Below are 26695 nucleotides of genomic sequence, written 5' to 3'. Positions count from 1 at the left end.
TCCCCCTCAGCGGAACAGGCCGCGCCGCGCGAACAGCGGGGCATCGCTGCTCTCGAACAACGGCTCGACGGTCAGGTGGATCGCATCGACGTCGCGCACGGCGCGCGCCGATCCCATGATCAGCGGCACGCGCTGATGCGGCGTGCGTGCCGAGAGTTCGAGAATGCGCGACCGGCCACTGGACGCGGCGCCGCCCGCCCACTCCATGATCAGCGCGATGGGATGCGCCTCGTAGAGCAGGCGCAGCCGGCCTTCGCGGTAGCCCTGGCGCGCATCCGCCGGATACAGGAACACGCCGCCGCGCATCAGGATGCGGTAGGCTTCGGCCACCAGCGAGCCGATCCAGCGCATGTTGAAATCCTGCCCGCGCTCGCCGTTCACGCCGGCAAGGCACTCGTCTATGTAGTTCCGCACCGGGCCGCTCCAGTGCCGCCGGTTCGAGGCGTTGATGGCGAATTCCGTCGCGTTCTGCGGCACCCGGAGGTCGCGCGCCGTCAGGACGAACTCGCCGGCTCGCGGATCCAGCGTGAAGCAGTCGACGCACTGGTCGAGCGCCAGCACCAGCACGGTCTGCGGACCGTAGATGAAGCAGCCTGCGGCACATTGCGCCGTGCCGGGCTCGAAGAAGGTCGAGAGAATGTCGTTTCCCTTCGGCCGGATCGAGAAGATCGTGCCGATCGAGATGTTGTTTTCGAGATTGGCCGATCCATCGAGCGGATCGATCGCGACGCAGAGCGGCGCGTCGGGATCGAGCGTCTCCGGCAGTTCGACCTCCTCCGAGAGAACCGCGGCGACCGGCGCGGTGCGCAACGCGTCGCGCATCAGGCCGTCGGCGACGATGTCGATAGGCTTCTGGCGATCGCCGTCGGGATTGATCCCGCCGCTCTCGCCGCCGATGCCGGCGAGCGGGCCGGCGGCGATGATGCGCGAGAGCTCGATCGCGGCGCCGGCAAGGGCTTCAATCACCGCAACGGTCGCGACGCGCAACGGGTTGTGCTGCGTCGGCCACTCCAGATGGGCATGCAATGCAGGACGAATCTCCACCGGCCTCTCCCTTTGATCGCGCCCTCTGTCCCGAGGTGTCGAGAGACGACCGCTGGGGAGTCGCCTTCGCGCTATCAACGCGCGAATTGCCGAATTAGGGAAATTTCATTATCTTAGGTCTGGGCAAAGTATTTCTTATGGAGCTTGTGATGGCCGGTAACTTCGCGCGCGACCTCACCATCCGCCAGCTGCGCGCGCTGTCTGCGGTGCACGCGGCCCGCTCGATCACGTCGGCGGCCAACCAGCTCAACCTGACGCAGCCGGCGGTGACGCTGCAGCTCCGTAACCTGCAGGCGCTCGCGGGATTGCCGCTGATCCAGCGCACCGGCGACGGCATGGCGCTGACCGATGCCGGCGCGCATGTGCTGGCGCTCATCGAGCGGATCGAGGCGGCGCTGAAGGACTGCGAGCAGTCGCTCGACATGATCGCCGGCCGCAGTGGCGGCCGCGTCGCGATGGGCGCGGTCTCGACCGCGAAATACTTCGTGCCGTTCGCGATCGCGGCGTTCTCGCGCCGCTTTCCCAAGATCGAGGTCACGCTCAGGATCGGCAACCGCGAAGAAATCCGCGACGCGCTGCGCGGCTACGATCTCGACATCGCGGTGATGGGCCGGCCGCCGGCCGATGTCGAAGTCGAGATGAAGCCACTCGGCCGGCATCCGCACTTCATCATCGCCGCACCCGATCATCGGCTGGCGCGGCGGCGGCACGTTGCGACATCGGAGCTCGCCAATGAAACCTTCATCACCCGCGAGCAGGGATCGGGCACGCGGATGCTGATGCAGCAGTACTTCGAGCGGGTCGGACTGGAGCCGAAGCTCGGCATGGCGATGGACAGCAACGAGACCATCAAGCAGGCTGTCATGGCCGGGCTCGGCATCGCCTTCATTTCCCAGCACACCGTGTTTCATGAGCTGGAGGATGGCCGGCTGGTGGTGCTCAAGGTGAAGGGCCTGCCGATCGTCCGGCAGTGGCACGCCATCAGGCGTACCGACAAGATCCTGCTGCCGCCCGCGCAGGCCATGCTGGACTTCCTGGGCAAGGAGGGTTGGCGCTATCTCCCGAATTCGCGCTAACCGCGCGCTGCCGTGACACCCGTTCGATCGAAAAAATCGAGTTAACGCCGTATGTTAAGCATTGAAGTTCCCGCGAACGCGTGCCACATCTTGATTGCGGTCACTGGGGGACCGTATCCCTGCGAGGGAGGATGAACTGCAAAACCAGTCCCCGCCGATGCCTGACTTCAAGGCGTTATTCGAGGCGGCGCCCGGCCTTTATCTGGTGCTGACGCAGCCTGACTTCAGCATCGTGGCAGTAAGCGACGCCTATCTGCGCGCCACCAAAACCGAGCGCGCCGCGATCCTTGGGCGCGGGCTGTTCGACGTCTTTCCCGATAATCCGGACGATCCGGCCGCCGACGGGGTGCGCAACCTGCGCGCCTCGCTGGAACGCGTGGTCCAGTTCCGCCGCCCCGACACCATGTCGGTGCAGAAATACGATATCCGCAAGCCCGAGTCAGAGGGTGGCGGATTCGAGGAACGCTACTGGAGCCCGCGCAATACGCCGGTGTTCGGGCCGAGCGGACAGTTCAGCTACATCATCCATCGGGTGGAAGACGTCACCGGCTTCATTCAGCTGAAGCAGCGCGGCGCCGAGCAGGACAAGCTGACCGACCGGCTGCGCGAGCGCACCGAGCAGATGGAAGCTGAAATCTTCATGCGTGCCCGCGAGGTCGAGGCCGCGCGGGAGCAACTCGAAGCCGAGCAGAAGCTGCGTCAGGTGCAGAAGATGGAGGCCGTCGGGCATCTCACCGGCGGCATCGCCCACGACTTCAACAACATCCTGACCGTCATCACCGGCCTGATCGACATCCTCGCCGAAGCCGTCGAGCACGATGCCGCGCTGTCGTCGGTGACAAAAATGATCAGCGACGCCGCCTTTCGCGGAGCCGAGGTGACCAAGCATCTGCTGGCCTTCTCGCGGCAGCAGCCGCTGCAGCCGCGTGAAGCCAACCTCAACACGCTGGTGCAGGACACCGCGCGGCTGCTGCGCCCGTCGCTCGGCGAGCAGTTCGAAATCGATACCGCGCTCGAGCCTGACGCCTGGCCGGCCTTCATCGACCCCAACCACATGGCGACCGCGCTGCTCAATCTCGCCGTCAATGCCCGCGATGCGATGCCCGATGGTGGCAAGCTGATGCTGGAGACCAGCAACGTCATCCTCGACGAGGTTTATGCCGCGGCCAACCCCGATGTGCGGGCCGGCGAATATGTAATGGTCGCGGTCAGCGACACCGGCGGCGGCATTCCCGCGGCAATCCGCGACAAGGTGTTCGAACCATTCTTCACCACCAAGGACACCGGTAAGGGCACCGGCCTCGGGCTCAGCATGGTGTACGGCTTCATCAAGCAGTCTGACGGGCATCTCAAGATTTATTCCGAAGAAGGCCACGGCACCTCGATCAAGCTCTATCTGCCGCGCAGCATGGGCGACATGGTCGACGTCGAGCCGCCCGCACCGGCCGACACGCGCGGCGGCCACGAATCCATCCTGGTCGTCGAGGACGATCCGCTGGTCCGCAATTACGTCGCCGCCCAGCTTGAGCAGCTCGGCTACCACACGATGGTCACCGCCAACGGCCCCGAGGCATTGGCTGCGGTCGAGAACGGCTTTGTCTGCGACGTGCTGTTCACCGACGTCATCATGTCAGGCGGCATGAACGGCCGGCAGGTGGCCGACGCTGTGATCGCCAAGCTGCCCTCGGTGCGCGTGCTGTTCACCTCGGGCTATACCGAGGACGCGATCATCCATCACGGTCGTCTCGACCCGGACGTGACGCTATTGCCCAAGCCCTATCGCAAGGCCGATCTCGCCCGGATGATCCGGCAGGTGCTGACCCAGCCTCCCGCATCAGCGGTGGCGGCCAAGTAACGCGGCTTGTAGCGCGGCTTGCTCAGGGACCAAAGCTCGAGCGGCTCTGGATTTTCCAGGCGCCGCCGAGCAGGCTCAGCACATAGAGGGAATCGTAGACCCCGATGACCGATCCGTCCTCGCGGTAGCGCGTATAGCGGACGGCATAATGCGCTTTCGCGGGTGAAGACTGCACGAGCCTGGTCTCGTTCCAGACGCTGTGATGCCAGCCATCCTGTTTGCGCAACCGCTCGAACAGGTCCATCGGATTGTTGCCGGGCTGCTGATAGACCGTGACCACGCCGCCGGCGATCCGCACATGCGGGAAGTGCATCAGTGCGTCCATGGCGGACGCGTCATAGCGATTGAGCGCCGCCATCCAGCGCGTCAGGACATCCTCGCATTTGGCCCGGTCGTCGCGCGCGATCTGCGCCTCGACAGTATAGGTCGCGGCCGGCTCCGGCATCACGCGCCTCCGATCGGCTTGTTGGTCCGGTCGGCCGGCACGGCGCATCCGGTCAGGAACAGCGCAGCACAGGCCTTGGCGCGCGCTGCCATCTCACTGTGCACTGGCGCGGGCTTGTGCCCGAACATGACGTCGCGCTGCGGCTTGAAGACGAGCATGCCGAGCAGCATGCCTGCTGCGGCTTCGGTGTCATCGAGCACGATCCGCCCTCGCCGCTGCTGGATGCCCAGCCAATTCGTCAGCGCGGCGATCGAGCGCTGCATGGCCTTTTCGTAAAACGTCTCGGCGATGTCAGGGAATTTGTCGCTCTCGGCCAGGATGATCCGCTGCAGCGCGATGACCTCGGCATCGAGAATGAGCTCGGCGCAGACCAGCAGCGCGGCCTCCAGGGCCGCCGCAACATTGCGGCCATCGCAGGCGCCGAGATTCACGATGGACACGAACCGGTCCACCCGGTCGGTCACCATGCCTTCGAACAGCGCCAGCTTGGTCGGGATCAAACGATAGAGCGTCTTGGTGGAAACACCGGCGCGGCAGGCCACGTCGGCGATGCTGGCCGCGGCGAAGCCGCGCTCCGAGAACTCACGGCGCGCGGCCTCATAGATCAGTGCGCGCGTCTCGTCGTCGGAACGAAGCTGCGGCCGCCCGCGGCCGCGCCGTTCTGGCACCGGCGCCGTCTGCTCTGTCTGGTCTGTCTGGTCTTTGTCATTCCGGTTCATCCGCGAGCCATGCTTTTAGATGATGACTGTCATTCTATTGACAGTCCCAATATGGGCTCTATTTTGGAAAACATCAAGTTTCCTAATTATCCCGGGGCCGCCGAAATCCAAATTCTTACGGTTTCCCAGCAGGATAGAACGATCAGGAGCGCCTGCCATGAGCCAGCACGAAACGTCCTTCAAGGCCGAGAGCCAGGTTCCGGCCGAGACCGCCAAGCAGTTGATCGCAAATCCGGAGGCGGCCAAGCCGCCCGCCGCCAAGGGCAAGCTTCGGCGCCTGCTCATGACCGGCGCGGCGCTCGCCCTGCTGGCGGGTGGCGCCTGGTATGGCTGGGATTACTGGACGGTCGGCCGCTTTCAGGTCTCGACCGACGACGCCTACGTGAAGGCCGACAACACCACGATCGCACCGAAAGTGTCAGGCTATCTCAGCGCGGTGCTGGTGGGCGACAATGAACATGTGCGCGCCGGCCAGATCTTGGCGCGGATCGACGAGCGCGATTTCAAGGTCGCGCTGGACCAGGCCAAGGCCGACGTCGCCGCCGCCGAAGCTGCGATCACCAGCAAGCGCGCGCAGCTCGACGTGCAGCACTCGGTGATCGAGGCGGCGCGCGCAACGCTCGCCGTGGATACCGCGAACCAGACCTTCGCCGAGCAGGAGAACAAGCGTTACACCGACCTCGCAGGCACCGGCTACGGCAGTGTGCAGAACGCGCAGCAGGCGCAGTCGCGCTACGCCAGCGCGCAGGCCGCCATCGCCCGCGACACCGCAAACCTCGCCTCCGCAGAGCGCCAGGTGGAACTACTCAAGGCTGACATCGCCCAGGCTGTCGCGGCGCAGGCACGAGCGACCGCGCTCCAGCATCAGGCCGAGTTGAACCTCGGCTACACCACCATCATCGCCCCGATCGACGGTGTCGTCGGCAACCGCACCCTGCGCACCGGCCAGTTCGTCCAGGCCGGCACGCAATTGATGTCACTGGTGCCGGCCACCGGCGCCTACGTGATCGCGAACTACAAGGAGACCCAGCTCACCAATGTCCGCAAGGGCCAGCCGGTCGAGATCGAGGTCGACATGTTCCCCGGTCAGGTCGTGCGCGGTCATGTCGACAGCCTCGCGCCGGCCAGCGGCCAGGAGTTCGCGCTGCTGCCGCCGGACAACGCCACCGGTAACTTCACCAAGGTGGTGCAGCGCATCCCGGTGAAGATCGTGCTCGACGCAACCAATGTCGACCTGCGGCCGGGCATGTCGGTGATCCCCTCCATCGCGACGCTTTCGCATCCTGCCGAGGAAACGCCGCGCTCCAGCGCCTCACCCAAGCTCGCTGTCGCCTCTTTCAAATAGGTGATGTCATGTCCGACCTCGCGCTCTCCTCCCCGGCTGCTGCGCCCCGCGCCGCAGCAGTTGACCCCAACCGCGCCAGCATGGCCGTCTGGATTTCCATCGTCGCGGCGATGATCGGCGCCTTCATGGCGATCCTCAACATCCAGATCACCAACGCCTCGCTGCTCAACATCGAGGGCGGCATCGGAACCGGCGTCGACAACGGCTCCTGGATCTCGACGTCGTATCTGATCGGCGAGATCGTGGTGATCCCGCTGACCGACTTTCTCAGCCGGGTGTTCTCGTTCCGCAAGATCATCATTGGCTTCGCCACGCTGTTTGCGATCTTCTCGGTCGCCTGTGCCTTCACCCACGATTTGCCGTCGATGATCGCGATGCGCGGCCTGCAGGGCTTCTTCGGCGGCGTGCTGATCCCGATGGCCTTCACGCTTGTCTTCACCAAGCTGCCGAAGGTGCAGCAGCCGATCGGCCTCGCGATGTTCGCCCTCGCCGTGACCTTTGCGCCGGCGATCGGCCCGACCATCGGCGGCTACCTGACCGAGAATTACGGCTGGCAGACCATCTTCTTCGTCAACGTGATTCCGACCGCGGTGATGGTCATCACCCTTTCTTTCACCCTGGAACGCCAGCCGATGCAGCTCAATCTGCTGCGCGAGGGCGACTGGCTCGGCATCATCACGATGGCAATCGGCCTCGCGTCGCTGCAGGCCGTGCTCGAGGAAGGCAACAAGGACGACTGGTTCGGCTCGCCCTTCATCGTCAAGCTTGCGGTGATCGCCGCCGTCAGCCTGACCCTGTTCGTCTGGATCGAGCTCGTGGTCGAGAAGCCGCTGCTCCGGCTGCGGCTCTTGACCCAGCGCAGCTTCGGCTTCGGCACGATCTCGGCGGTGTTCGTCGGGTTCGCGCTGTTCGGCTCGGTTTATCTGCTACCCGCCTATCTCGGCCAGGTGCAGCGCTACAATGCCGAGCAGATCGGCCAGGTGCTGGCCTGGACCGGCCTGCCGCAGCTGATCCTGATCCCGCTGGTGCCGAAGCTGATGCAGCGCTTCGACCCACGCTTCATCGCCTTCACCGGCATGATCCTGTTCGCGGTCTCATCCTTCATGAACATCCAGATGTCGCTGGATTACTCCGGCGACCAGTTCTTCTATCCGAACATCGTTCGCGCCGTCGGCCAGGCGATTACGCTGGCGCCGTTGTCCGCCATCAGCCTCGGCAGCGTTGCGCCGCAAGATGCACCGGCGGCCTCCGGCATCTCCAACATGATGCGCAACCTCGGCGGCGCGATCGGCACCGCGCTGCTCAGCACCATCGTCACCAAGCGTGAGCAGTTTCACTCCAACATCATCGGCCAGTCCGTGCACCTGGGCCGCGAGGAGGTGCGTACCCGGATCGCCGAGGTCACCAACTACTTCCTCAGCCACGGCATCTCGGACCCCGCCACCGCACACAGCCAGGCGATCGTGGCGATCGGCAACATCGTGAAGCGTCAGGCGCTGGTGCTTGGCTTCAGTGACGCCTTCGCGGTGATCGGCGTGGTGCTGGTCCTCGCTGCGATCGCGATCGTGCTGACCGGAAAGCCGAAGAATGTCGCCGGCGGCGGCGCGGCGCATTGATCTCTCGTTGTGATCCCCTGGGGCGACGGCCAGCGGCCGTCGTCCCCTCTTAGCTCGCCTCGCGCAGCTTGAAGCGCTGGATCTTCCCGGTCTGGGTCTTCGGCAACGCCTCGACAAAAGCGATCTCGCGGGGATATTTGTACGGCGCGATCGTCGCCTTGACGTGATCTTGCAGCAGCTTGACCTCGACATCGTCGCTGCGCGCGCCCTGTTTCAGCACGATGAACGCCGAGACGATCTGTCCCCTCTCCTCGTCAGGTGCGCCGATGACAGCGCATTCCGCGACATCGGGATGTCCGAGCAGCGCCGCCTCGACCTCGGGACCGGCGATGTTGTAGCCCGCCGAGATGATCATGTCGTCGGCGCGCGCCACGAATGACAGGCGGCCGTTTTCGTCGCTGACGAAGGCATCGCCGGTGATGTTCCAGCCGTCGCGGACGTACTTGGTCTGCCTGGAGTCGGCGAGATAGCGGCAGCCGGTCGGGCCGCGAACCGCCAGCTTGCCGACCTGCCCCGGCGGCAACTCGTTCATGTCCTCGTCGACGATCTTCGCCTGGTAGCCGGTCACAGGCGTGCCGGTTGTGCCGGCGACGGCGCTGCCGGTGCGGTTGGTGATGAAGATGTGCAGCAGCTCCGTGCTGCCGATGCCGTCGAGGATCGGCTTGCCGGTCTTCCTGGTCCAGCTCTCGAACACCGGCGCCGGCAGCGTCTCGCCGGCCGAGACCGCAAGCCGCAGCGACGACAGATCGGCACCCTTGTCCATCGCCGCCATCATCGCCCGATAGGCGGTCGGCGCCGTGAAGCAGATCGTCGCCTTGTAGGTCTCGATGATCCGGATCATCTCGCTCGGCGCCGCGTTCTCCAGCAGCGTCGCGGTGGCGCCGAAGCGCAGCGGGAAGATCGCGAGCCCGCCAAGGCCAAACGTAAACGCAAGCGGTGGCGATCCGACGAACACGTCATCCGGCGTCACCTTGAGCACTTCCCTGGCATAGCCGTCCGCGACGATCAGGAGATCGCGGTGGAAATGCATCGTCGCCTTCGGCTCACCCGTGGTGCCCGACGTGAAGCCGAGCAGCGCGACGTCGTCGCGGCCGGTCTTCACCGCATCGAACTTGACCGGCTTGTTCAGCGCGATCCGGTCGAGCTCGGCATCGTGGTTTTGCGTGCCGTCGAAATTGACGACCTGCTTGAGGAATTTGCTGGTCTTGGCGCAGGCCACCAGCTCGTCCGCGATGCGGCTGTCGGTCAGCGCCAGCGCAATCTCGGCCTTGTCGACGATCTTGGCCAGTTCGCCCGCGCGCAGCATCGGCATCGTGTTGACGACGACAGCACCGGCCTTGGTCGCCGCGAGCCAGGCCGCGACCAGCGCCGGGTTATTGCCCGAGCGGATCAGGACGCGATTGCCGGGCTTGACGCCGTAATTCTCCACCAGCGCATGCGCCAGGCGGTTCGACCAGTCGGTCAATTCCTTGTAGGTGCGCTGGCGTCCATTGCCGATCAACGCGATGCGATCGCCCATGCCCTGCTCGACGATGCGGTCGGTCAGCTCGACCGCGGCGTTGAGATAGTCGGGATAGCTGAATTCGGGCCGGTCGAGCAGCAGCTGCGGCCATTGCTGAAACGGCGGCAGGTTGCGCCGTGCGAAATCGTCGACATGCCCGGATGGGCCGAGCCCGGGAAATTCACCTGACATTCGATTGCCCCTCGCTTTCCATCCAGAAAGGCCAAGATCAACATCGAGAAGACCAGTATCGAGGACGCCCGGCAGCGTTCCAATCGCTAATCATTTTATACTTAAAATAATTTGGCGCAAGGGGGCGCAGGGGTGGAAATGCCTGCGATCCTGCAAACCTCAGATCTGTGTGAGCTGCTTCAGCCGCGCGACCATCGCCGAGTCCGGGTCGGCGAGCGGTGCGATCGCGGTGAAATGATTGGCATTGGGCACGGTGCCGAACCGCGTCGCCACGCCCGCCCTGCCCCAGACATCGGCAATGGTCCGGCTCTGCCGGTGATATTCGGCGCTCTCATCGCCGCCGACCACCGCATCGAGCGTCGCACCTGCGGGCGCTTTCCAGAGCAGCGGGCTCGCCGCCCTTGCTGCGTCGCGGTCAAGACCAAGCGCCTTGTTGATCGAGGTGCCGACCAGCGGCTCGAGCTCGAACAGGCCGGAGATCGCGTAAGCAGCCCTGACCAGATTCGCCGGCAGCGACGCATCGTAAGCCGGCCAATCGGTCGCAAGCATGCATGCGGCAAGATGCCCGCCTGCGGAGTGTCCCGACATGACCAGCGGCCGGCCGAGCTTCGCCAGTTCGCGTGACGCCGCGCGCATCTCGCCGATGATGTCGGCGACTGTGACGTTGGGGCAGAGGTCGTAACTCGGCACCGCGACACTGATGCCGTGACCATTGAGGCCCCGCGCGCAGTGGCTCGATGACGATCCATCAAGCGCCTGCCAATAGCCGCCGTGGATAAAGACCACGAGCGGCCCGTCGCGATCGCCCCCAAAGAGATCGATGACGTTGCGGCTTCCGGGACCATAACTCAGTCGCCGTGGCGGGTGCTGCTCACGATAGGCCGCCGAGTCCCTCGCCCAGCCGGCCATCAGCGCCGGATTTTCCGGCACCCGGGCCCGGTTGTTGTATTCGACCTCGTAATCGATCTCGCTCACGGCTCAAGCTGACCTCGCCTTGGCGGAGCGCTGGGCCGAGCCCTTGGCCTTGGCGAGCAGCCGCATCAGTTCGCGGATATCCTTCGGCGACAGGTCGCCGAAAATATCGGCGATCCATTTCTCGTGCTCGGCCGCCATCTTGCGGAATTCGGCGCGGCCGAGCTTGGTCAGCCGGATGAACTGCACGCGGCGGTCGGTCTCCGAGGTGCGGCGATCGAGATGGCCGGACTCGACCAGCCGCTCGACCAGCCCGGTGACGTTGCCGTTTGACACCATCATCCGCTTCGACAGGTCGGACAGCGTCATGCCGTCGGACACCTTGTCGAGCTGGGCCATCAGGTCGAAGCGCGGCAGCGTGACATCGAACTTCTCACGCAGCCGGCTGCGCACCTCGCCTTCGATCAGCGTGGTGCAGGTCAAGAGCCGCAGCCACAGCCTTAGCTCGGTGCCGTGATCGTCGGGCAGTTCGACGGCTTTGGTTTCGGAATCGAGGATCATGCGGCGATCGTGCCTCCGCGGCAGGTTTCGGTCGGACCGATTGCTTTCAGCTTCAAGCAATTCGCGGCGTCCCGCAAGGACAATTGCGAATCCAGTCCGACATGCCCGGCCGATCCTGCAATTTCTTTAAACTTCAAGCAATTGGCGCGACGCTTGCATGTGCAACACCTGCATGGAGCGCGACGGTCGCCCTGACGCGATGCCACATCGCTTGCAGCGGTTGCACGCGTCAGACTAAGCTGAGGTCAAATAGGCCGAAGCCGAAACATCAAGGCAGTGGTTTGGGGGAGAGACATGAAACAATTGACGAAGCTGGTAGGACTGGCGGCGCTGCTGGGTATCACGGTGAATCCGGCGGCTGCCCAAGAGAAGATCAAGATCGGCGTGCTGGTGACGACCTCGGGACCAGCCGCAGCGCTTGGCCAGCAGGTTCGCGACGGCTTTGCGCTCGCGATCAAGGACCTCGGCGGCAAGATGGCCGGCCGCGAGGTCGAGATCGTCAACGCCGACGATGAGCTCAAGCCCGACGGTGCCGTGGTCAAGGTGCGCGGCCTGCTCGAGCGCGACAAGGTTGATTTCGTGGTCGGCCCGATCTTCTCCAACATCCTGCAGGCGATCCACCGCCCGGTCACCGAGAGCAAGACCTTCCTGATCAGCCCGAATGCGGGCCCCTCCAGCTACGCCGGCAAGGAGTGCAACCCGTTCTTCTACGTGACGTCGTACCAGAACGATCAGGTGCACGAGGTCCTCGGCAAGGTGGCGCAGGACCGCGGCTACAAGCGCGTCTATTTGCTGGTGCCGAACTATCAGGCCGGCCGCGACTCCGTCGCCGGCTTCAAGCTCGACTACAAGGGCGAGATCGTCGAGGAATCCTACACGCCGATGAACACGCTGGATTTCCAGCCCGAGCTTTCCAAGATCGCCTCCCTGAAACCGGACGCGCTGTTCACCTTCATGCCTGGCGGCATGGGCGTCAACCTCGTGAAGCAGTACAAGCAGGCCGGCGCGACCGTGCCGGTGCTCTCCGCCTTCACCGTCGACGAATCCACCCTGCCCGCGCAGCAGGACGCCGCCGTCGGCATGTTCGGCGGCGCGAACTGGGCACCGAACCTTGACAATCCGCAGAGCAAGAAGTTCGTCGCAGCCTATGAAGCGGCCTACAACGGCGTGCCCGGCACCTACGCCATGCAGGCCTATGACGCGGCGCTCCTGATCGACAGCGCGGTCAAGGTCGTGAAGGGCGACCTCGCCAACAAGGACGCGGTCGCGGCGGCGCTGAAGAAGGCCGAGTTCACCTCGCTGCGCGGTAACTTCAAGTTCAACAACAACGGCTATCCGATCCAGGATTTCTATCTCACCAGGGTCGCAAAGCGGCCGGACGGCAAATTCCAGACCGAGATCGTCGAAAAGGTGTTTTCGAATTATGGCGACCGCTACGCCAAGGACTGCGCCACAAAGTAAGTCACAGGAGGAATCATAATCATGAAAGAAGAGATCGCCGGCATCACCCGCGCCAATGAGGGCATCCAGGGCATTTCCTGGAGTATCCTCGGCCAGACCTACGTGCCGAAGAGCCGCACCGAGCATTCCTTCTCCTGGCACGCCACCTTCCCGCCGGGCACCTTCGTTCCGCCGCATATCCATCCCGACCAGGACGAGTATCTCTACATCCTCGAGGGCAAGCTCGACTTCATGCTCGACGGCGCCGATGAATCAGCCACGCCAGGCGATCTGGTGCGCCTGCCGGCGGGCAAGCCGCACGGCATCTTCAACAAGTCGCAGCAGCCGGCCAAGACGCTGTTTTGGGTGTCGCCGACCCGCAGGCTCTACGACCTGTTCTGGGCGATCCACAACATGAAGGAGCAGAACCCGGACGACGTGGTGCGGCTCGCCGCCGAGCACAACATCCACTTCCTGCCGCCGCCTCCGGCGTAGCACACGCGCGGGCCTCTCTTCCGTCATCCTGAGGAGCCGCGAAGCGGCGTCTCGAAGGATGCACGGCCCCGCTCGTGGCCGTCGACCCTTCGAGACGGCCGCGCTGCGGCCTCCTCAGGGTGACGGATCGACGGATCGGACGTTGCCTCCTACTGCCGCGCCACCACGCGCGCGGCGAAGCCGGCCTTCGCCGCATAACCACGCACGATCGCCTCGCGCGCTTCGTAATTGAGAATGGTGTCGACGTCGGTAAAGCCCTGCGGTGCGAGCTGCTCGACGGCGTCGATCACGCCCTCCGGCCCGCCACGGCGGTTGGAGGCGACGATGTCGGCGGTCATCGGCAGCCGCTGCCGCTCATAAGCCGCCAGCGCCTGGCGCGGATGTTCCGATCGCGCCAGCATGTCGGCGAGGCAACGCGCATCGAGAATGGCCTGCGACGCGCCGTTCGAGCCGACCGGATACATCGGATGCGCGGCGTCGCCGAGCAGCGTGACGCGGCCGCTCGACCAATAGGGCAGCGGATCGCGGTCGCAGCACGGATACTCCCAGAACTCCGGCGTCGCGTTGATCAAGCCGGCGAAGTCGACCTGCGGGATCGTGAAACCAGTGACATAGGGCATCATCTCGTCGCGGCGGCCGAGATTGGACCAGCCCTCGCGCCGCGGCGGCGGCGAAGAGCCGTCGCCGATCCGCACCAGCACCGCCCAATTGGTCAGGCGGCTCGCCGGGCTCGAGCCCGGCGCGATCGGATAGATCACGGCCTTGGCGCTCAACCCGCCGGCGATGATCATCGAGCGTCCGGTCAGGAAGGCCGGCCAGTCGGTGGCGCCGCGCCACAGCATCAGCCCGTTCCAGCACGGCCCGCCCTCGTCCGGAAACAGCGTCTGCCGCACCTTGGAGTGGATGCCGTCGGCGCCGATCAGGATATCGCCGCGCGCGGTATGCACATGGCTGCCGGAGCGGTCGAAGAAATAGGCGGAGACACCGCCCTCGTCCTGCGTGAACGAGCCGAGCCGGCAGCCGGTGCGGATCGCATCCGCGCCAAGCCGGTCGATCACGGCCTGATGGATCACGCTTTGCAGGCGGCCGCGATGAACAGAGAATTGCGGCACGTCGTGGCCGGCATCGAGCCCGCGCTTCTCGTGCCAGACCTGCTGGCCGTGCCGCGTCAGGTAGAACAGCTCATAGGTGCGGATCGCGACCTCGTCGAGCTTGTCGAGCAGGCCAAGCCCCGCCAGCTCGCGGATCGCATGCGGCAGTGTGTTGATGCCGACGCCGAGCTCGCGGATCGTCTCCGACTGCTCGTACAGCTCGCAACTGATGCCGCGCGAGCGCAACATCAGCGCAGTGGTGAGGCCTCCGATTCCGCCTCCGACGATAATCGCCTTCATCGTCCCTTACTCCACTCACAACAGGACGCCTTTACGCTTTCGCCTAAGGTCGCACGGCCCCGCGCCCGGCCGCAAGCGGCTTGGTCGCCCAGGACTTGGACCGGCCTGCGATGATTGGGCTTAGCCTTAACATTGGCTCAGCGAAACTCCGTCTTTCCCCGTCATCCTGAGGTGGCCGCTTCTTCAGCGGCCCTCGAAGGATCGACGGCCAACGGCCGGGCCGTCCATCCTTCGAGGCTCGCTCCGCTCGCACCTCAGGATGACGGAATTGGTAGGAGCGCGTGCCCTCAATCCGGCACCACCGCAATCGCCTGGATTTCCACCTTGGCGCGATCCTCGATCAGGCCCGCAACCTGGATCGCGGTCATCGCCGGAAAGCGCCGGCCGATCACGTCGCGATAGACCCCGCCGATCTCCTTCAGCCGCGCGGAATATTCCTTGCGATCGAGCAAGAACCAGGTCATCGACACGATGTGCTCGGGCCCGGCCCCGCCGGCGGCGGCGACCGCGACGATGTTGCGCAATGTCTGACCGATCTGCGCCACGAGATCGTCGCTCTCGAACACGCATTGCCCGTTCCAGCCGATCTGGCCGGCGATGAAAATCTGTTTGCCGCGCGCGGCCATGCCGTTGGCGTAGCCGATCGGCTTCGCCCATCCGTCCGGTTGCAGGGTCTCGATCATCTCAATTGCCCTCGAAGGCGGGTTTCTGCTTGGCAGCGAAGGCCTCGAAAGCGCGGCGGAAATCGCCCGTCACCATGCAGATCGCCTGCGCCTGCGCTTCCGACTCGATCATCTCGTCGACGCCCATCGCCCATTCCTGGTTGAACATCGTCTTGGTCACGCCATGTGCGAACCACGGTCCATCCGCAAGCGAACGCGCCAGGTCCTGCGCGGCGGCGGCGAGCTCGGCCGGCGGCACCAGGCGGTTGTGAAAGCCCCAGGCAAAACCTTCGTCGGCGCTCATTGCGCGCCCGGTGTAGAGCAGATCGGCGGCACGGCCCTGCCCGATCACGCGGGGCAACAATCCGCACGCCCCCATATCGGCGCCGGCAAGGCCGACGCGGGTGAACAGGAACGCGGTCTTGGCCTGCGGCGTCGCCAGCCGCAGGTCGGACGCCAGCGCCAGCATCGCACCGGCCCCGGCGCAGATGCCGTCGATCGCGGCGACGATGATTTGCGGGCATTTGCGCATCGCGCGCACCACCTCACCGGTCATCCGGGTGAAGGCGAGCAGGTCGGGCATCGCCATCCGCGTCAGCGGCTCGATGATCTCGAACACGTCGCCGCCGGAGCAGAAATTGCCGTCGGCGCCGGTCAGCACGATGGTACGAACGTCAGAAGCATATTTGAGGTTGGTGAAGAGGTCGCGCAGCTCCTCGTAGGACTCGAAGGTCAGCGGGTTCTTCTTGTCCGGCCGGTTCAGCGTGATCGTCGCGACGCGTCCGCTCGCATCCGTCGACCAGCGGAAGTGCTTTGCAGGATAATCCCTGAACGGACGCAGCTTTGCTTTCATCTCGGACATGATGTGTTCCTTCACCCGGTAAAGACTTCGCCGCCGGCGACCGCGACGGCTTGTCCGTTGATTGACGATGCACCTTCAGATGCGAGCCAGAGGATGGTGTCGGCGACCTCCTCCGGCGTGACCAGCCGCTGCATCGGATTGACCTTGGCGAGCGAAGCCCGCGCCTCCTGCTCGCTGCGCCCGGTCTTGGCGACGATGTTGGCGGCCGCATCCGCCACCAGCGGCGTATCGGTGTAGCCGGGACAGACCGCATTCACGGTGACGCCGCGCCGCGCGTACTCCAGCGCCAGCGAACGCGTCAGGCCGATGACGCCGTGCTTGGCGGCGACATAGGCCGAGACATAGGCATAGCCGGTGAGGCCCGCTGTCGAGGCCACGTTGATCACGCGGCCGCGGCCGCGCTGCGCCATCCCCGGCAGCACCGCATGCGTCACCAGGAACACGCTGGTGAGATTACTCGCCAGCATGTCCGCCCACAGCGCCGCGCTCGTCTTGTCGAACGGTGCGCTCGCAGCCTTCCCGGCATTGTTGACGAGAATATCGATCGGGCCGGCCTCGGCCTCGATCTGCGTGATACCCTTGGTCACCGCCGTTTCATCGGTCACGTCGATCGCGACAACAGCGCCTGCGCGCTCACCGAGTAACGAAGCCGTCGCCTTCAGCGCATCGATCCGGCGTCCGGCGATGTTGACGCGCACCCCGGCTTTTGCGAGCGCGATTGCCGTTGCGGCCCCGATGCCGGAACCGGCACCGGTGACGAGCGCATGGGCGTTGGGCCAGAAGCGTGTCATGCTTTCACTCCCGCGGCTGTGCGCTCGAGATTGGCCTCGTACTGCGACTTGCCCGACAGATACTGCTTCGGCCATGCGATCTGCTTGACGCCGATCTTCGCGGCCTCATGCAGCGTCCAGGCCGGATCGGCGAGATGCGGCCGCGCGATGGCACAGAGATCGGCGCGGCCGGCGGCGATGATCGAGTTGGCGTGATCGGCCTCCGAGATCGCCCCGACCGCGATGGTGGCGATGCCGACTTCGTTGCGAATCTTGTCGGCGAACGGCGTCTGGTAGAGCCGGCCATAGATCGGATGATCGTCGGCCCAGACCTGGCCCGAGGAGCAATCGATCAGGTCCGCACCGGCTTCCTTGAACAGTTTTGCGAAGGCGAGCGCATCCTCGGGCGTGTTGCCGCCCTCGGCCCAATCGTGACAGGAGAGGCGGACCGACATCGGCTTGTCCTCCGGCCACACCGCGCGGATGGCGCGGAACACCTCCAGCGGATAACGCGCGCGGTTCTCGATCGATCCGCCGTAGTCGTCGGTACGGCGGTTGGTCAGCGGCGAGAGGAAGCTCGACAACAGATAGCCGTGGGCGCAGTGCACTTCCAGAATATCGAAGCCGGCGGCGGCGGCGCGCCTGGCGGCGGCAACGAACTGGTCGCGCACCTCGTCCATCTCGGCGCGGCTCATCGGCTCCGGGATCTGGCCGTCGGGCAGATAGGGGACCGGCGAGGCCGACACCAGCGGCCAATTGTGATCCGGCAGCGGCTCGTCCATGCCTTCCCACGCGACGCGCGTCGAGCCCTTGCGGCCGGCATGGCCGAGCTGGATGCCGATCCGGGCTTGCGAATTGCGATGCACGAACTCGACGATCCGCTTGTAGGCCACAGCCTGCGCGTCATTCCACAGACCGCAGCAGCCGGGCGTGATCCGCGCCTCCGGCGAGACGCAGGTCATCTCGGTGAACAACAGGCCGGCGCCGCCGAGCGCGCGGGAGCCGAAATGCACCAGATGGAAATCGTTCGGCACGCCCTCCTCGGCCGAATACATCGCCATCGGCGAGACGATGATCCGGTTGTGCAGCGACAGGCCGCGGATCTGGAACGGCGTCAGCATCGGCGGCGTGACGCGCTCGTTGGTGGCAGGCACGCCGCTGCGCTCGGCAAACCAGCGCTCATAGCCTTCGAGCCATGTCTTGTCGCGCAGCCGCAGATTCTCGTGGCTGATGCGCTGCGAGCGGGTCAGCAGCGAATACATGAACTGCTCCGGCTCCAGCGTATCGGCATAGCGCGAGCCGACCACCTCGAACCATTCCATCGCGTTGCGCGCGGCATTCTGGATCCGCGCCACGTCGACCCGGCGCAGCTCCTCGTAAGCCTTCAGCACGGCGGGAATGCTGTCCTTGGTCGCGCCGTGGGTCTTGAACTGGTTGGTCAGCTCGATCGCATCTTCCAGCGCGAGCTTGGTGCCCGAACCGATCGCGAAATGCGCGGTGTGGGCGGCATCGCCCATCAGCACGACATGGCTGTTGCCGTTGAACGCGGTCCACTTGCCGCAGATCAGCCGCGGGAACGACAGCCAGGCCGAGCCGCGCAGATGCCGCGCGTTCGAGACCAGATGATGCCCTTCGAGGATTTCCGCGAACACCTTCTCGCAGAACGCGATGGATTCTCCCTGATCCATCTTGTCGAGGCCGTGGGCGAGATAGGCCTCCTCGGTGGTCTCGACGATGAAGGTCGCCGCGCCCTCCTCGAACTTGTAGATGTGCGACTGGAACCAGCCATGCTCGGTCTTGCGAAAGTCGAAGGTGAAGGCATCGAACGGCCTGACGGTGCCGAGCCAGATATAGCGGTTCGGCCGCATCAGCATGTCGGGCTGGAAGGTCTCGGCGTATTTGGCGCGGACCTTCGAGTTGACGCCGTCGCACGCCACGATCAGATCGGCGTCGGGGAATTCGAGATCGGAATTGACCTCGCGCTCGAAGATCAATTCGACGCCGAGCTCCTCGGCCCGCGCCTGCAGGATGTTGAGCAACCGCTTGCGGCCGATGCCGACGAAGCCGTGCCCGGTGGTGCGCATGCGGCGGCCCTTGATCAGGACCTCGATGTCGTCCCAGTGGTTGAAGGCCTGCTCGATCGTGTCAGCGGTGACCGGGTCCCATTTGCGCATGTTGTCCATGGTCGCATCGGAGAACACCACGCCGAAGCCGAACGTGTCATAGGGCCGGTTGCGTTCGACCACGGAGATCTGGTGTGCGGGATCCAGCATCTTCATCAGGATGCCGAAGTAGAGCCCGGCCGGCCCGCCTCCAATGCAAACGATGCGCATGGCGTTTCGCCTTTCCGTTTGAGCATGATCGCGTCGGAAAACCGAGTGTCACTTTTCCGGATCATGCTCTGGCTTCGGCCGGGGTCGGTTTCCCCGCCAGCCGATACGGCATATTATTTTATACTTAAAATAATTGTCAAGGGTCGGCTTGGTACCGATCCGTCCTGTCATCGCCCGGCTTGACCGGGCGATCCAGTATTCCAGAGGCGGCTGCGATTGCACCGATGGGCCGCGGCGTACTGGATCGCCCGCTTTTGCTGGCGATGACAGAGCAGGATACGGCTGTCATTCGCGCACCGGCGGGCGACGTGGAGCGTCGAGACCGGAATCCATCAAGCCGCATCATGCGCAGCGCAATGGATTCCGGGCTCTCGCTTCGCGAGCCCCGGAATGACGACGTGGAGAGACCGCGCCGTGCGCCCTCAATGCACCGCGGCGTACAGGATCTTGTCCTGGGTTGCATCCGCCGCGTCGAACTCGGCGACGATGCGGCCGGTGCGGGCGACCAGGATGCGGTCGGAGACGGCGAGAATTTCCGGCAGATAGGACGAGATCACCACCACGGCCTTGCCCTCATCGGCGAGCCGGCGGATTTCGCCGTGAATGTGCGGGATGGTGCCGACGTCGACGCCGCGCGTCGGCTCGTCGAAGAAGATGATCGACGGCTCCTGCACCAGCGTCTTGGCCAGCACCACCTTCTGCTGGTTGCCGCCGGACAGCTCGATGATCTTGGCCTTTCGCTGCAGCGCGCTGATCTTGAGCCGGTCGACCCAGTAATTGGCGAGCTTGCTGCGCCTCGCGCGCGACAGCAGGAAGCTCCAGCCCTTCCTTGTGGCGAGGCTGCCGATATAGACGTTGTCGTCGACCACCATGGTCTCGAAGAAGCCGTTGGCCTTGCGGTCCTCGGTGATGTAGGCGATGCCGTCATTGATCGCCTGCCGCGGCACGCGATAGCGGATCGGCTTGCCGCGCAGCCGGATGGTGCCGCCATTGACCAGGTTGCGCTTCAACGCGCCGTAGACGACCTTGGCAATCTCGGTGCGGCCGGAGCCGATCAGGCCGGCGATGCCGACCACCTCGCCGGCATAGACCGAGAACGACATGTTCTTGACCGCCATGCCCATGGTGACGTTCTCGACCGTCAGCACCTTCTCGCGGCGCTGATGGGTCTTCGCTTTGCCGCCATAGACCGCCTGCGCCACTTCGCGCCCGACCATGTGCTGCACCAGCGCATCGCGGGTCAGCTGCTTGGCGGGCGCCGTGATCACCAGCTTGCCGTCGCGCAGCACGGTGATGCGGTCGGCGATCTGGAGCGATTCCTCCAGCGCATGGGAGATGTAGATGATCGAGACGCCGCGGGCGCGCAGGTCGCGCACCAAATGGAAGAAGTGGACGATCTCCTCCGGCGTCAGCGAGGCGGTCGGCTCGTCGAAGATGATGATGCGCGCCTTGTTGTAGATCGCGCGCGCGATCTCGACCATCTGCTTCTTGGCGGTGCCGAGCAGCGCCACCGGCGTCGCCGGATCGACGTGGAAGTTGAGCGACTGCAGCAGCTGCTGGGCCTGGATGTTCAGCGTGCGGAAGCGCGTCAACAGCTTTTCATTGCCGAGCTCGATGTTCTGCGCCGCGGTCATGGTCGGCACAAGGCTGGTCTCCTGATAGACCATGCAGATGCCGGCATCGAGCGCGTCGCGCGGCTGCTCGAAATTGGCGGGCTTGCCGTCCAGCAGATAGTCGCCGGAGGTGAGATTGATCGCGCCCGCGATCGCCTTGCACAGCGTCGACTTGCCGGCGCCGTTCTCGCCGACCAGCGCATGCACCTCGCCGGGATAGAGATCGAAATTGACCCCCTCGATGGCGTGGACGCCGCCATAGATTTTCGAGCCGTTGCTGATCTGCAGCACCGGCTCGCGGGTTGCGGACTGGGTCGCGGTCACAGCCTGCGTCACGCCGTCATTCATCGCAGCTCTCCCGTGTAGCGCAGCAGCCGTCCGGCGCCGCGCGCCGCGATCACGACGCCCGAAGGCGTCGCGCAGGCCGCGGTGATGCCGTGGAAGCGGCCGCCGGCGCGGCTGTGCAGGCTGTCGCTGGCCTCGCCCTCGGCATCGAGATGCACGAGCAGACCGTAGGAACGTGGCGGCGCCCATGGCTTCTGGATGCCGAGCGCCTTGACGCTGCCGATCTGCATCGGCTCCAGGCAATCGCTGCCGCCGACCAGCGCTGGGGCCACCCAGTAATCGGGCGGCATCGTCGCCATCATCTCCTCGCGGAAATCGTCTTCCTTGAGCACAAATTCGATCAGATGGGTGCGGCGCGCGAACATGCCGAGCAGCACCCCACCATGGCCGTCCGGATGCAGCCGCGCCGGATAGCCCGGCATGTTGGCAGCGATAGTCTCCCGCGGACCGAGACCAGTGCCAGCGAGCGCGAACCGGCTGAGGCGATGCGCCCAGCTCTCGGTGAGCCACAGGCTTTTGCCGTCGGCCGAGGCCATCACGCCATAGGGATAGGGCAGATCGCGGAGCAGCACCTGCGGATTGTCGAGACCGGCACCGCAGCTGATCAGCCGGCCGCCGGCGCGCTTCTCCATCAGATCGTGCCGCCATTCGTCTGGGCGGCGGCCGGCGCTGCCTTCAACCGCATAGATGCGGCCATCGGCCGCTGCCGTCACCGACAACAGTCCGGCGAGCGCGCTGCCGCCGGCGGCCTCCAGCCAGCGCGGCGCGGGCTTTGCAGGATCGATCGCAGCAAGCCCCCTGCCCGCGACGCAGACCAGGAGCCGGCCGTCCGGATGCAGCGCGAGCCCGCCGGCATCATCCTCGAACTCGGCGACAACCGTGCGGGTCTCGAAATCACCGCCGCTGAGCTTCAAGACCTGGCGGCCGGCGGAGACATAGATCGCACCGTCGCCGGCGGCGATGACGTCGTCGACGCCGGGCAGCGGCGCGCCGATCGGCACAGCGGTGTCGAGCCGATCGTTCGGGCTCATCGCGCCGTCGAGCGGCGGGATCGCGTTCTGGCCGCCATCGCGGTCGACGACGCTGCGGATGTCGCGCAGCAGATGATCGAAAAATCCCATTACGTCGTCACCCTGCTTTTGGCGCCCCAATAGGCATCGTAGCCGGTCCAGCTGTCGTCGACGCCGTCGAGCTTGATGCGGCCGATCCGGTTGTTCTCGAGCCCGCCGAGATAGAGATAGCCCTGGTGCTCGCGCATCGAGGTCAGGGTCGAATGCGAGATGCCGGTCGGATCCCACCACGACTCCAGCGCCTCGCCCTGCTCGTTGAACTTCAGCACGCAGCCATGGTTGAGCGCGGGCGCCAGCCACTCGTCGGTCGGCACCTCCTTGACCATACGCAGGCGGAAGCCGGGCTTGCGCGCGGCAAGGTCGAAGGTCGGCGTGCGGATGCCGACCAGCGCCAGCCAATAGGTGCCGTCGGAGGCGCGGTTGATGTTGTCGGGGTTGCCCGGCAACTTGTCCATCAGCACTTCGGTCTTGCCCTTGTTCGGCCCCTCGATCCAGTGGCGGAACACCTTGCACAGCGAGGTCGACGCGATCAGGATCGACTTGCCGTCATGGGAGACGCAGATCCCGTTCGGGAAATAGAAGTGGTTGATCACCGTGCGCGTGGTCTTGGTCGCCGGATCGTAGCAGACCACGCGGCCGTTCGGCCGGCCCTCGAGGATGTCGAGGGTGTTGGTGGTCATCTCGTAGCGCGTGGTGCAGTCGCTGAAATAGATCTTGCCGTCCGGCGCGATGTCGAGATCGTCGGCCATGCGCAGGCGGCTGTCGTCGTTCAGCTTGTACCAGGTGCGGTTGGTCTCGTCGGTGACCTTGAAGATGCGGCCGTCGGGCGTGATGCCGTAGACGCCCATGCCGGCCACGGCGACGATCAGATTCTCGTCGCGATCGAACTGCATGCCGAGCGGCCGGCCGCCGATATGGGCGAACACCTCGCGGGTCTTGAAGTCCGGTCCGGAGAAGCGGATCACATTGCCGTCGCGGGTCGAGCCGTAGAGCCGGCCCTGACGGTCGAGAATGACGTCCTCCGGGCCCTCGACCTGGTCGACGCCGATCGCCTGCGCGTTGATCAGCCGATCGTTCTGCGCGTAGGGCGATGCTGCGCCGGGCTGCACCGCAGGTGCCGACGCGAGCGGCACGAAGGCCGGATTGACATAGATCTTCTGGATCGCCTTGCCGCGGTTCTTCGACCATTTGACGTCGATGCCGACGGCGGCGAGCAGGATCATGCCCGTCACCGCCGAAGTGACGTAGCCCGGGATGCCCATGCGCACGAGGCCGTTGATCAACAGGAAGATGATCAGCGCGCCGATCATCGCCCGCCACACCGTGCCCTTGCCGCCGGCCAGCGACACGCCGCCGAGCACCACGGCGGTGAGCGCCTGGAATTCCCAGCCTACGCCGGTGGTGGAATCCGTCGAGGCCTGGCGTGCGGCATAGAAGATGCCGCTCGCCGCACACAGCGTGCCCGACAGCACATAGGTCATGAACAGCATCAAGCGAACGCGGATGCCGGCGTGGCGCGCCGCCTTGCGGCTGGCGCCGATCGCGGTGAGATGCCAGCCATAGCGCGAGCGCGACAGGAAGATGTGGCAGATCAAAAGCACCACGAACAGCGTCGCCGCATTGACGGGGATGCCGAGCACGCTGCCGCCGCCGATGAAATCCCAAGCGTCGCTCTCGACCGAATTGGTCGCGAACACCTGGGCATAGCTGGTGTTGAGCAGGTTGACCGAGGCGCGCAGGATGATCAGCGTCACCAGCGTGGTCAGGAACGGCCGCGTCTTGAGGAAGCCGATCAAAAAGCCGTTGATGCTGCCGAGCAGCGCGCCGACCAGAAGCGTCGCCGGCACCGCGAGGCCGACCGGCCATTCGCGCACCAGCAGGAAGTAGAGCGCCGCGAAATTGCACAGCGCGAAGATCGCGCCGACCGAAAGGTCGATGCCGCCGGTGACGAGGCAGAAGCCCATCGCGAGCGCGACGAAGCCGAATTCGGCGAACAGCCGCAGCAGCGACACCGAATTCTGCACCGAGGCGTAATCGGGAATGGTGAGCGCGAAATACGCCCACAGCCCGATCATCACGGTGAAGGGAACGACCGGCTCGAACCACTGTTTCAGCAACAGCTCCGATAGCAGGAGCCGGGGTGAGAACCGCCGCACCGACGCGGAAAAGGAATCAACTGCCATCGACATCGCCAAAGCACTCCTGATCCGGTTTCAACGTCTCCGGATTCTGACCCGTGATACAGCCGGCGCGGGAATGCCCCCCGCGCCGGCTGTCTCGCGCCTTGTTAGTTTTTCTTGGGTAGCGCGAAGCAGGTGCCGCCGAGCGAGGCGTTCGACTTATCGATCCAGATCGGCCGCGTGTAATAGGACAGATTTTTCGTGCCGGGCTTGTCGCCGGACATCAGCAGCGTCTCGGCTGCGAACATCAGGTCGTGACCCTGCTCGGTCGCCTTGTAGCTGAGGAACTTGCTGAAATTGCCTGATGTGACCTGGTCGCAATCGAGCTGCGAGCCCTCGCCCGAGGCGAACACCTTCACATCGTCGATCTTGCCGGCATTGCGGATCGCCTGCGCGGCGCCCGACTCCATGATGCCCCAGAAGCCGATCGAGGCGCAGAGATCGGGATGCTGCTGGATCACGGTGGCGGTGATGTTGAGCGCGGTGTTGGCATCCCAATTCGCCGCCTGGTTCGACACCACCTTGATGTTGGGATCCTTGTTCAGGACATCCATGATGGCACCGACCTGATCGACGCTCGCGGCCGCCGTCAATTCGCCCTGCACGATCTGCACCTTGCCCGATTTGCCGGAGCCGGTGCCGCAGGCCTTGACGGCTTCGTTCGCGAGCATCCTGCCGATCTCGCGCCAGTCGACGCCGACAAAGGCGCCGGACTTGTAGTTCGAGGCCATGTTGACCTGGATCACATGGGTGCCCTGGGCCTCGGCGCGCTTCAGGTCCTTCATCAAGAGCGTCACGCTCGGATTCTGCACGATCAGGACGTCGGGCTTCTGGTCGACCAGCGCGGTCAGCGCCTGCTGCATGGCGGAGGGATTGTTGTTGGGGTCGCGCACGACATACTTCATGCCGCGCCACTCGGCCTCTTCCTGCACCACGCGGCCCCATTCGTCGGACAGCGGCACGCCGAGCGCAATCGGCAGATAGGCGACGGTCTTGCCCTGCAGCGACTTGTCGTAGGCGGCGCGCAGCTCGCGCCCTGCCTTGGTACCTTCCTCCTGCGCCGATGCCGCGAACGGCATCGCGGCGAGCGTCACCCCGGCGAGCAGGATCGTCCAGAACTTGGTCGTCTTCATCGTCTCCTCCACAGAAAATTCTTTTGATTGATTGGATTTCTCTGGCGCGGTGCGCTCGGTCGCCTCGTGTCAGTCTCCTTGCCGCGCGGTCTCCTCGTCACGGGGATGCAGCCAGTTGTCGAGCACGATCGCGGCCAGCAGCACCACGCCCTTGATGATGTTCTGCACCTCGCTGTTGACGTCCATGATGGTGAAGGCGTTGAGCAGCGTGCCGATCAGGACACAACCGACCACGACGCTGAACACGCTGCCGCGGCCGCCGATCAGGCTGATGCCGCCGATCACGACGACGAGCACCACGTCGAAGATCATTGTCCCTTGCGTGATCGCCATCTGCATGCTGCCCGTGGTGCCGACCCAGACCAGGCCTGCGATCCAGGCGAGCAGCGCAACCAAGACGTGCTCCAGCACAATCAGCGGACGCAGCGGAATGCCGGTCAGCCGCGCGGCCTCCGGATTGTCGCCCTGCGCATAGATGAAGCGCCCGATCGAGGTGCGCGATAGGAACAGGTGCATCGCGATCGCACAGACCGCGAACACCAGGATCGGAACCGGGATGCCGAACAGCCGTCCGGCGCCGAGATACATCAGGCCCGGCGCGTCCTTCGGCGCGTAGACCACCCAGGCCGGCGCGATCCAGAACGCGAGACCATAGATCACGAAGCCGGCAGCCAGCGTCACGAACAGCGCCGGCGCCTCGACGAAGGCGACCATGACGCCATTGACGACGCCGATCAGCACCGCAATGGCCAGCGCCAGCAGCACTGCCGTGAAAACAGGCATGCCGTTCTGCATGTAGATCAGCGCGATCGCCCAGGAACCCGCCATGATCGCGACCTCGGAGAGGTCGATGCCGCGGCTGATCACGATCAGCCCCATGCCGAGGCCGAGCACGCCGAGGATGGAAATACTGCGCAACAGATTGAGGAGATTGGAAACGCTGGCGAAACCGTTCAGGGTCAGGCCAAACACGACAAGAAGCGCGATCGTGATCAGGAGCACGATCTGCTCCTGGCTCGGTTTTGCGAACATTGTGCCCGAGCGAGATGATGCCGCAGGGACAGCAACGCCGCGCGATGGCGATTGCACGCTCATCGTTTCCTCCAGGTATTATTTTGCTTGAGACTTTAAGAGC

The 26695-nt window shown here is 64.9% G+C and carries 22 protein-coding genes; 6 read left to right on the top strand and 16 right to left on the bottom strand.

The annotated features are described in order from the left end of the window. Window positions 1-6 precede the first annotated feature (6 nt). Complete coding sequence (locus JQ573_RS08235) at window positions 7-1026, bottom strand: class 1 fructose-bisphosphatase (protein ID WP_212311648.1); 1020 nt, start codon at window positions 1024-1026, stop codon at window positions 7-9. Window positions 1027-1193: 167 nt separating this feature from the next. On the opposite strand from JQ573_RS08235, the gene JQ573_RS08230 reads away from it, so the two are divergent. After that, window positions 1194-2120 carry a LysR family transcriptional regulator gene (locus JQ573_RS08230; RefSeq protein ID WP_212310929.1) on the top strand — a complete coding sequence of 309 codons (927 nt, stop codon included), beginning with the start codon at window positions 1194-1196 and terminating at the stop codon, window positions 2118-2120. Window positions 2121-2277: 157 nt separating this feature from the next. Next, complete coding sequence (locus JQ573_RS08225; protein ID WP_249131265.1) at window positions 2278-3975, top strand: ATP-binding protein; 1698 nt, start codon at window positions 2278-2280, stop codon at window positions 3973-3975. A 22-nt stretch (window positions 3976-3997) separates the two neighbouring features. Here JQ573_RS08225 and JQ573_RS08220 read toward each other — a convergent pair whose 3' ends face one another. After that, window positions 3998-4420: a hypothetical protein gene (locus JQ573_RS08220; protein ID WP_212310930.1), complete on the bottom strand. Its 423-nt coding sequence runs from the start codon at window positions 4418-4420 to the stop codon at window positions 3998-4000. Further along, window positions 4420-5088 carry a TetR/AcrR family transcriptional regulator gene (locus tag JQ573_RS08215; RefSeq protein WP_312011378.1) on the bottom strand — a complete coding sequence of 223 codons (669 nt, stop codon included), beginning with the start codon at window positions 5086-5088 and terminating at the stop codon, window positions 4420-4422. Before JQ573_RS08215 ends, JQ573_RS08220 begins: the two co-directional genes overlap by 1 nt. Before the next feature lie 208 nt (window positions 5089-5296). Between JQ573_RS08215 and JQ573_RS08210 the strand changes: the two genes are divergently transcribed. Both JQ573_RS08210 and JQ573_RS08205 read left to right on the top strand, forming a co-directional pair. Beyond that, window positions 5297-6484 carry an HlyD family secretion protein gene (locus JQ573_RS08210; protein WP_212310932.1) on the top strand — a complete coding sequence of 396 codons (1188 nt, stop codon included), beginning with the start codon at window positions 5297-5299 and terminating at the stop codon, window positions 6482-6484. Between the two features lie 8 nt (window positions 6485-6492). Beyond that, window positions 6493-8100 carry a DHA2 family efflux MFS transporter permease subunit gene (locus JQ573_RS08205; RefSeq protein ID WP_409334641.1) on the top strand — a complete coding sequence of 536 codons (1608 nt, stop codon included), beginning with the start codon at window positions 6493-6495 and terminating at the stop codon, window positions 8098-8100. A 49-nt stretch (window positions 8101-8149) separates the two neighbouring features. Here the strand turns inward: JQ573_RS08205 and JQ573_RS08200 are convergent, their stop codons facing one another. The 3 genes from JQ573_RS08200 to JQ573_RS08190 form a co-directional block, all read right to left on the bottom strand. Next, the gene (locus tag JQ573_RS08200; protein ID WP_212310933.1) at window positions 8150-9793 is read right to left on the bottom strand and encodes a benzoate-CoA ligase family protein; all 1644 of its coding nucleotides are present in this window, start codon (window positions 9791-9793) and stop codon (window positions 8150-8152) included. Window positions 9794-9952: 159 nt separating this feature from the next. Further along, window positions 9953-10768, bottom strand: coding sequence for an alpha/beta hydrolase (locus JQ573_RS08195; protein WP_212310934.1), 816 nt, complete (start codon window positions 10766-10768; stop codon window positions 9953-9955). Window positions 10769-10771: 3 nt separating this feature from the next. Next, window positions 10772-11266: a MarR family winged helix-turn-helix transcriptional regulator gene (locus JQ573_RS08190; RefSeq protein ID WP_016845834.1), complete on the bottom strand. Its 495-nt coding sequence runs from the start codon at window positions 11264-11266 to the stop codon at window positions 10772-10774. A gap of 294 nt (window positions 11267-11560) precedes the next feature. On the opposite strand from JQ573_RS08190, the gene JQ573_RS08185 reads away from it, so the two are divergent. Together JQ573_RS08185 and JQ573_RS08180 are read left to right on the top strand one after the other, a co-directional pair. Then, window positions 11561-12727: an ABC transporter substrate-binding protein gene (locus JQ573_RS08185; RefSeq protein WP_212310935.1), complete on the top strand. Its 1167-nt coding sequence runs from the start codon at window positions 11561-11563 to the stop codon at window positions 12725-12727. Between the two features lie 21 nt (window positions 12728-12748). Then, on the top strand, window positions 12749-13201 hold the full coding sequence (locus tag JQ573_RS08180) for a cupin domain-containing protein (protein WP_212310936.1): 453 nt from the start codon (window positions 12749-12751) through the stop codon (window positions 13199-13201). A gap of 149 nt (window positions 13202-13350) precedes the next feature. On the opposite strand, the gene JQ573_RS08175 is transcribed toward JQ573_RS08180, so the two are convergent. From JQ573_RS08175 to JQ573_RS08130, 10 genes are all read right to left on the bottom strand, one after another. Beyond that, on the bottom strand, window positions 13351-14592 hold the full coding sequence (locus JQ573_RS08175) for a flavin-dependent oxidoreductase (RefSeq protein ID WP_212310937.1): 1242 nt from the start codon (window positions 14590-14592) through the stop codon (window positions 13351-13353). A 287-nt stretch (window positions 14593-14879) separates the two neighbouring features. Further along, window positions 14880-15275: a RidA family protein gene (locus JQ573_RS08170; RefSeq protein ID WP_212310938.1), complete on the bottom strand. Its 396-nt coding sequence runs from the start codon at window positions 15273-15275 to the stop codon at window positions 14880-14882. A 1-nt stretch (window position 15276) separates the two neighbouring features. Next, a complete protein-coding gene (locus tag JQ573_RS08165; protein ID WP_212310939.1) occupies window positions 15277-16116 on the bottom strand; it encodes an enoyl-CoA hydratase family protein in 840 nt (279 codons plus the stop codon). An 11-nt stretch (window positions 16117-16127) separates the two neighbouring features. Beyond that, a complete protein-coding gene (locus tag JQ573_RS08160) occupies window positions 16128-16907 on the bottom strand; it encodes an SDR family NAD(P)-dependent oxidoreductase (protein WP_212310940.1) in 780 nt (259 codons plus the stop codon). Then, entirely contained in the window at window positions 16904-19219 is a 2316-nt protein-coding gene (locus JQ573_RS08155; RefSeq protein WP_212310941.1) for a bifunctional salicylyl-CoA 5-hydroxylase/oxidoreductase, read from the bottom strand. The genes JQ573_RS08160 and JQ573_RS08155 overlap by 4 nt, the downstream gene beginning before the upstream one ends. 422 nt (window positions 19220-19641) lie before the next feature. Continuing rightward, the gene (locus JQ573_RS08150; protein WP_212310942.1) at window positions 19642-21180 is read right to left on the bottom strand and encodes a sugar ABC transporter ATP-binding protein; all 1539 of its coding nucleotides are present in this window, start codon (window positions 21178-21180) and stop codon (window positions 19642-19644) included. Beyond that, on the bottom strand, window positions 21177-22298 hold the full coding sequence (locus JQ573_RS08145) for an SMP-30/gluconolactonase/LRE family protein (RefSeq protein ID WP_212310943.1): 1122 nt from the start codon (window positions 22296-22298) through the stop codon (window positions 21177-21179). Before JQ573_RS08145 ends, JQ573_RS08150 begins: the two co-directional genes overlap by 4 nt. Beyond that, entirely contained in the window at window positions 22298-24430 is a 2133-nt protein-coding gene (locus tag JQ573_RS08140) for an ABC transporter permease subunit (protein WP_312011377.1), read from the bottom strand. The genes JQ573_RS08145 and JQ573_RS08140 overlap by 1 nt, the downstream gene beginning before the upstream one ends. A gap of 104 nt (window positions 24431-24534) precedes the next feature. Further along, window positions 24535-25560 (bottom strand): sugar ABC transporter substrate-binding protein, encoded by a 1026-nt coding sequence (locus JQ573_RS08135; RefSeq protein ID WP_212310945.1) that lies wholly within the window; start codon window positions 25558-25560, stop codon window positions 24535-24537. A 69-nt stretch (window positions 25561-25629) separates the two neighbouring features. Continuing rightward, entirely contained in the window at window positions 25630-26562 is a 933-nt protein-coding gene (locus tag JQ573_RS08130; RefSeq protein WP_312011376.1) for an ABC transporter permease, read from the bottom strand. Window positions 26563-26695: the final 133 nt, after the last annotated feature.

Source organism: Bradyrhizobium sp. AUGA SZCCT0105 (assembly GCF_018129565.1).
Lineage (GTDB): Bacteria > Pseudomonadota > Alphaproteobacteria > Rhizobiales > Xanthobacteraceae > Bradyrhizobium.
This window is presented reverse-complemented; position numbering and strand designations above follow the sequence as displayed.

Bases quoted from the DNA above. Each gene is read 5' to 3' on its own strand.
- JQ573_RS08135 (WP_212310945.1), bottom strand. From the start codon at position 25,560: ATGAAGACGACCAAGTTCTGGACGATCCTGCTCGCCGGGGTGACGCTC.
- JQ573_RS08200 (WP_212310933.1), bottom strand. From the start codon at position 9,793: ATGTCAGGTGAATTTCCCGGGCTCGGCCCATCCGGGCATGTCGACGAT.
- JQ573_RS08180 (WP_212310936.1), top strand. From the start codon at position 12,749: ATGAAAGAAGAGATCGCCGGCATCACCCGCGCCAATGAGGGCATCCAG.
- JQ573_RS08150 (WP_212310942.1), bottom strand. From the start codon at position 21,180: ATGAATGACGGCGTGACGCAGGCTGTGACCGCGACCCAGTCCGCAACC.
- JQ573_RS08140 (WP_312011377.1), bottom strand. From the start codon at position 24,430: ATGGCAGTTGATTCCTTTTCCGCGTCGGTGCGGCGGTTCTCACCCCGG.
- JQ573_RS08230 (WP_212310929.1), top strand. From the start codon at position 1,194: ATGGCCGGTAACTTCGCGCGCGACCTCACCATCCGCCAGCTGCGCGCG.
- JQ573_RS08145 (WP_212310943.1), bottom strand. From the start codon at position 22,298: ATGGGATTTTTCGATCATCTGCTGCGCGACATCCGCAGCGTCGTCGAC.
- JQ573_RS08165 (WP_212310939.1), bottom strand. From the start codon at position 16,116: ATGTCCGAGATGAAAGCAAAGCTGCGTCCGTTCAGGGATTATCCTGCA.
- JQ573_RS08205 (WP_409334641.1), top strand. From the start codon at position 6,493: ATGTCCGACCTCGCGCTCTCCTCCCCGGCTGCTGCGCCCCGCGCCGCA.
- JQ573_RS08155 (WP_212310941.1), bottom strand. From the start codon at position 19,219: ATGCGCATCGTTTGCATTGGAGGCGGGCCGGCCGGGCTCTACTTCGGC.
- JQ573_RS08170 (WP_212310938.1), bottom strand. From the start codon at position 15,275: ATGATCGAGACCCTGCAACCGGACGGATGGGCGAAGCCGATCGGCTAC.
- JQ573_RS08160 (WP_212310940.1), bottom strand. From the start codon at position 16,907: ATGACACGCTTCTGGCCCAACGCCCATGCGCTCGTCACCGGTGCCGGT.
- JQ573_RS08220 (WP_212310930.1), bottom strand. From the start codon at position 4,420: ATGCCGGAGCCGGCCGCGACCTATACTGTCGAGGCGCAGATCGCGCGC.
- JQ573_RS08190 (WP_016845834.1), bottom strand. From the start codon at position 11,266: ATGATCCTCGATTCCGAAACCAAAGCCGTCGAACTGCCCGACGATCAC.
- JQ573_RS08225 (WP_249131265.1), top strand. From the start codon at position 2,278: ATGCCTGACTTCAAGGCGTTATTCGAGGCGGCGCCCGGCCTTTATCTG.
- JQ573_RS08185 (WP_212310935.1), top strand. From the start codon at position 11,561: ATGAAACAATTGACGAAGCTGGTAGGACTGGCGGCGCTGCTGGGTATC.
- JQ573_RS08210 (WP_212310932.1), top strand. From the start codon at position 5,297: ATGAGCCAGCACGAAACGTCCTTCAAGGCCGAGAGCCAGGTTCCGGCC.
- JQ573_RS08175 (WP_212310937.1), bottom strand. From the start codon at position 14,592: ATGAAGGCGATTATCGTCGGAGGCGGAATCGGAGGCCTCACCACTGCG.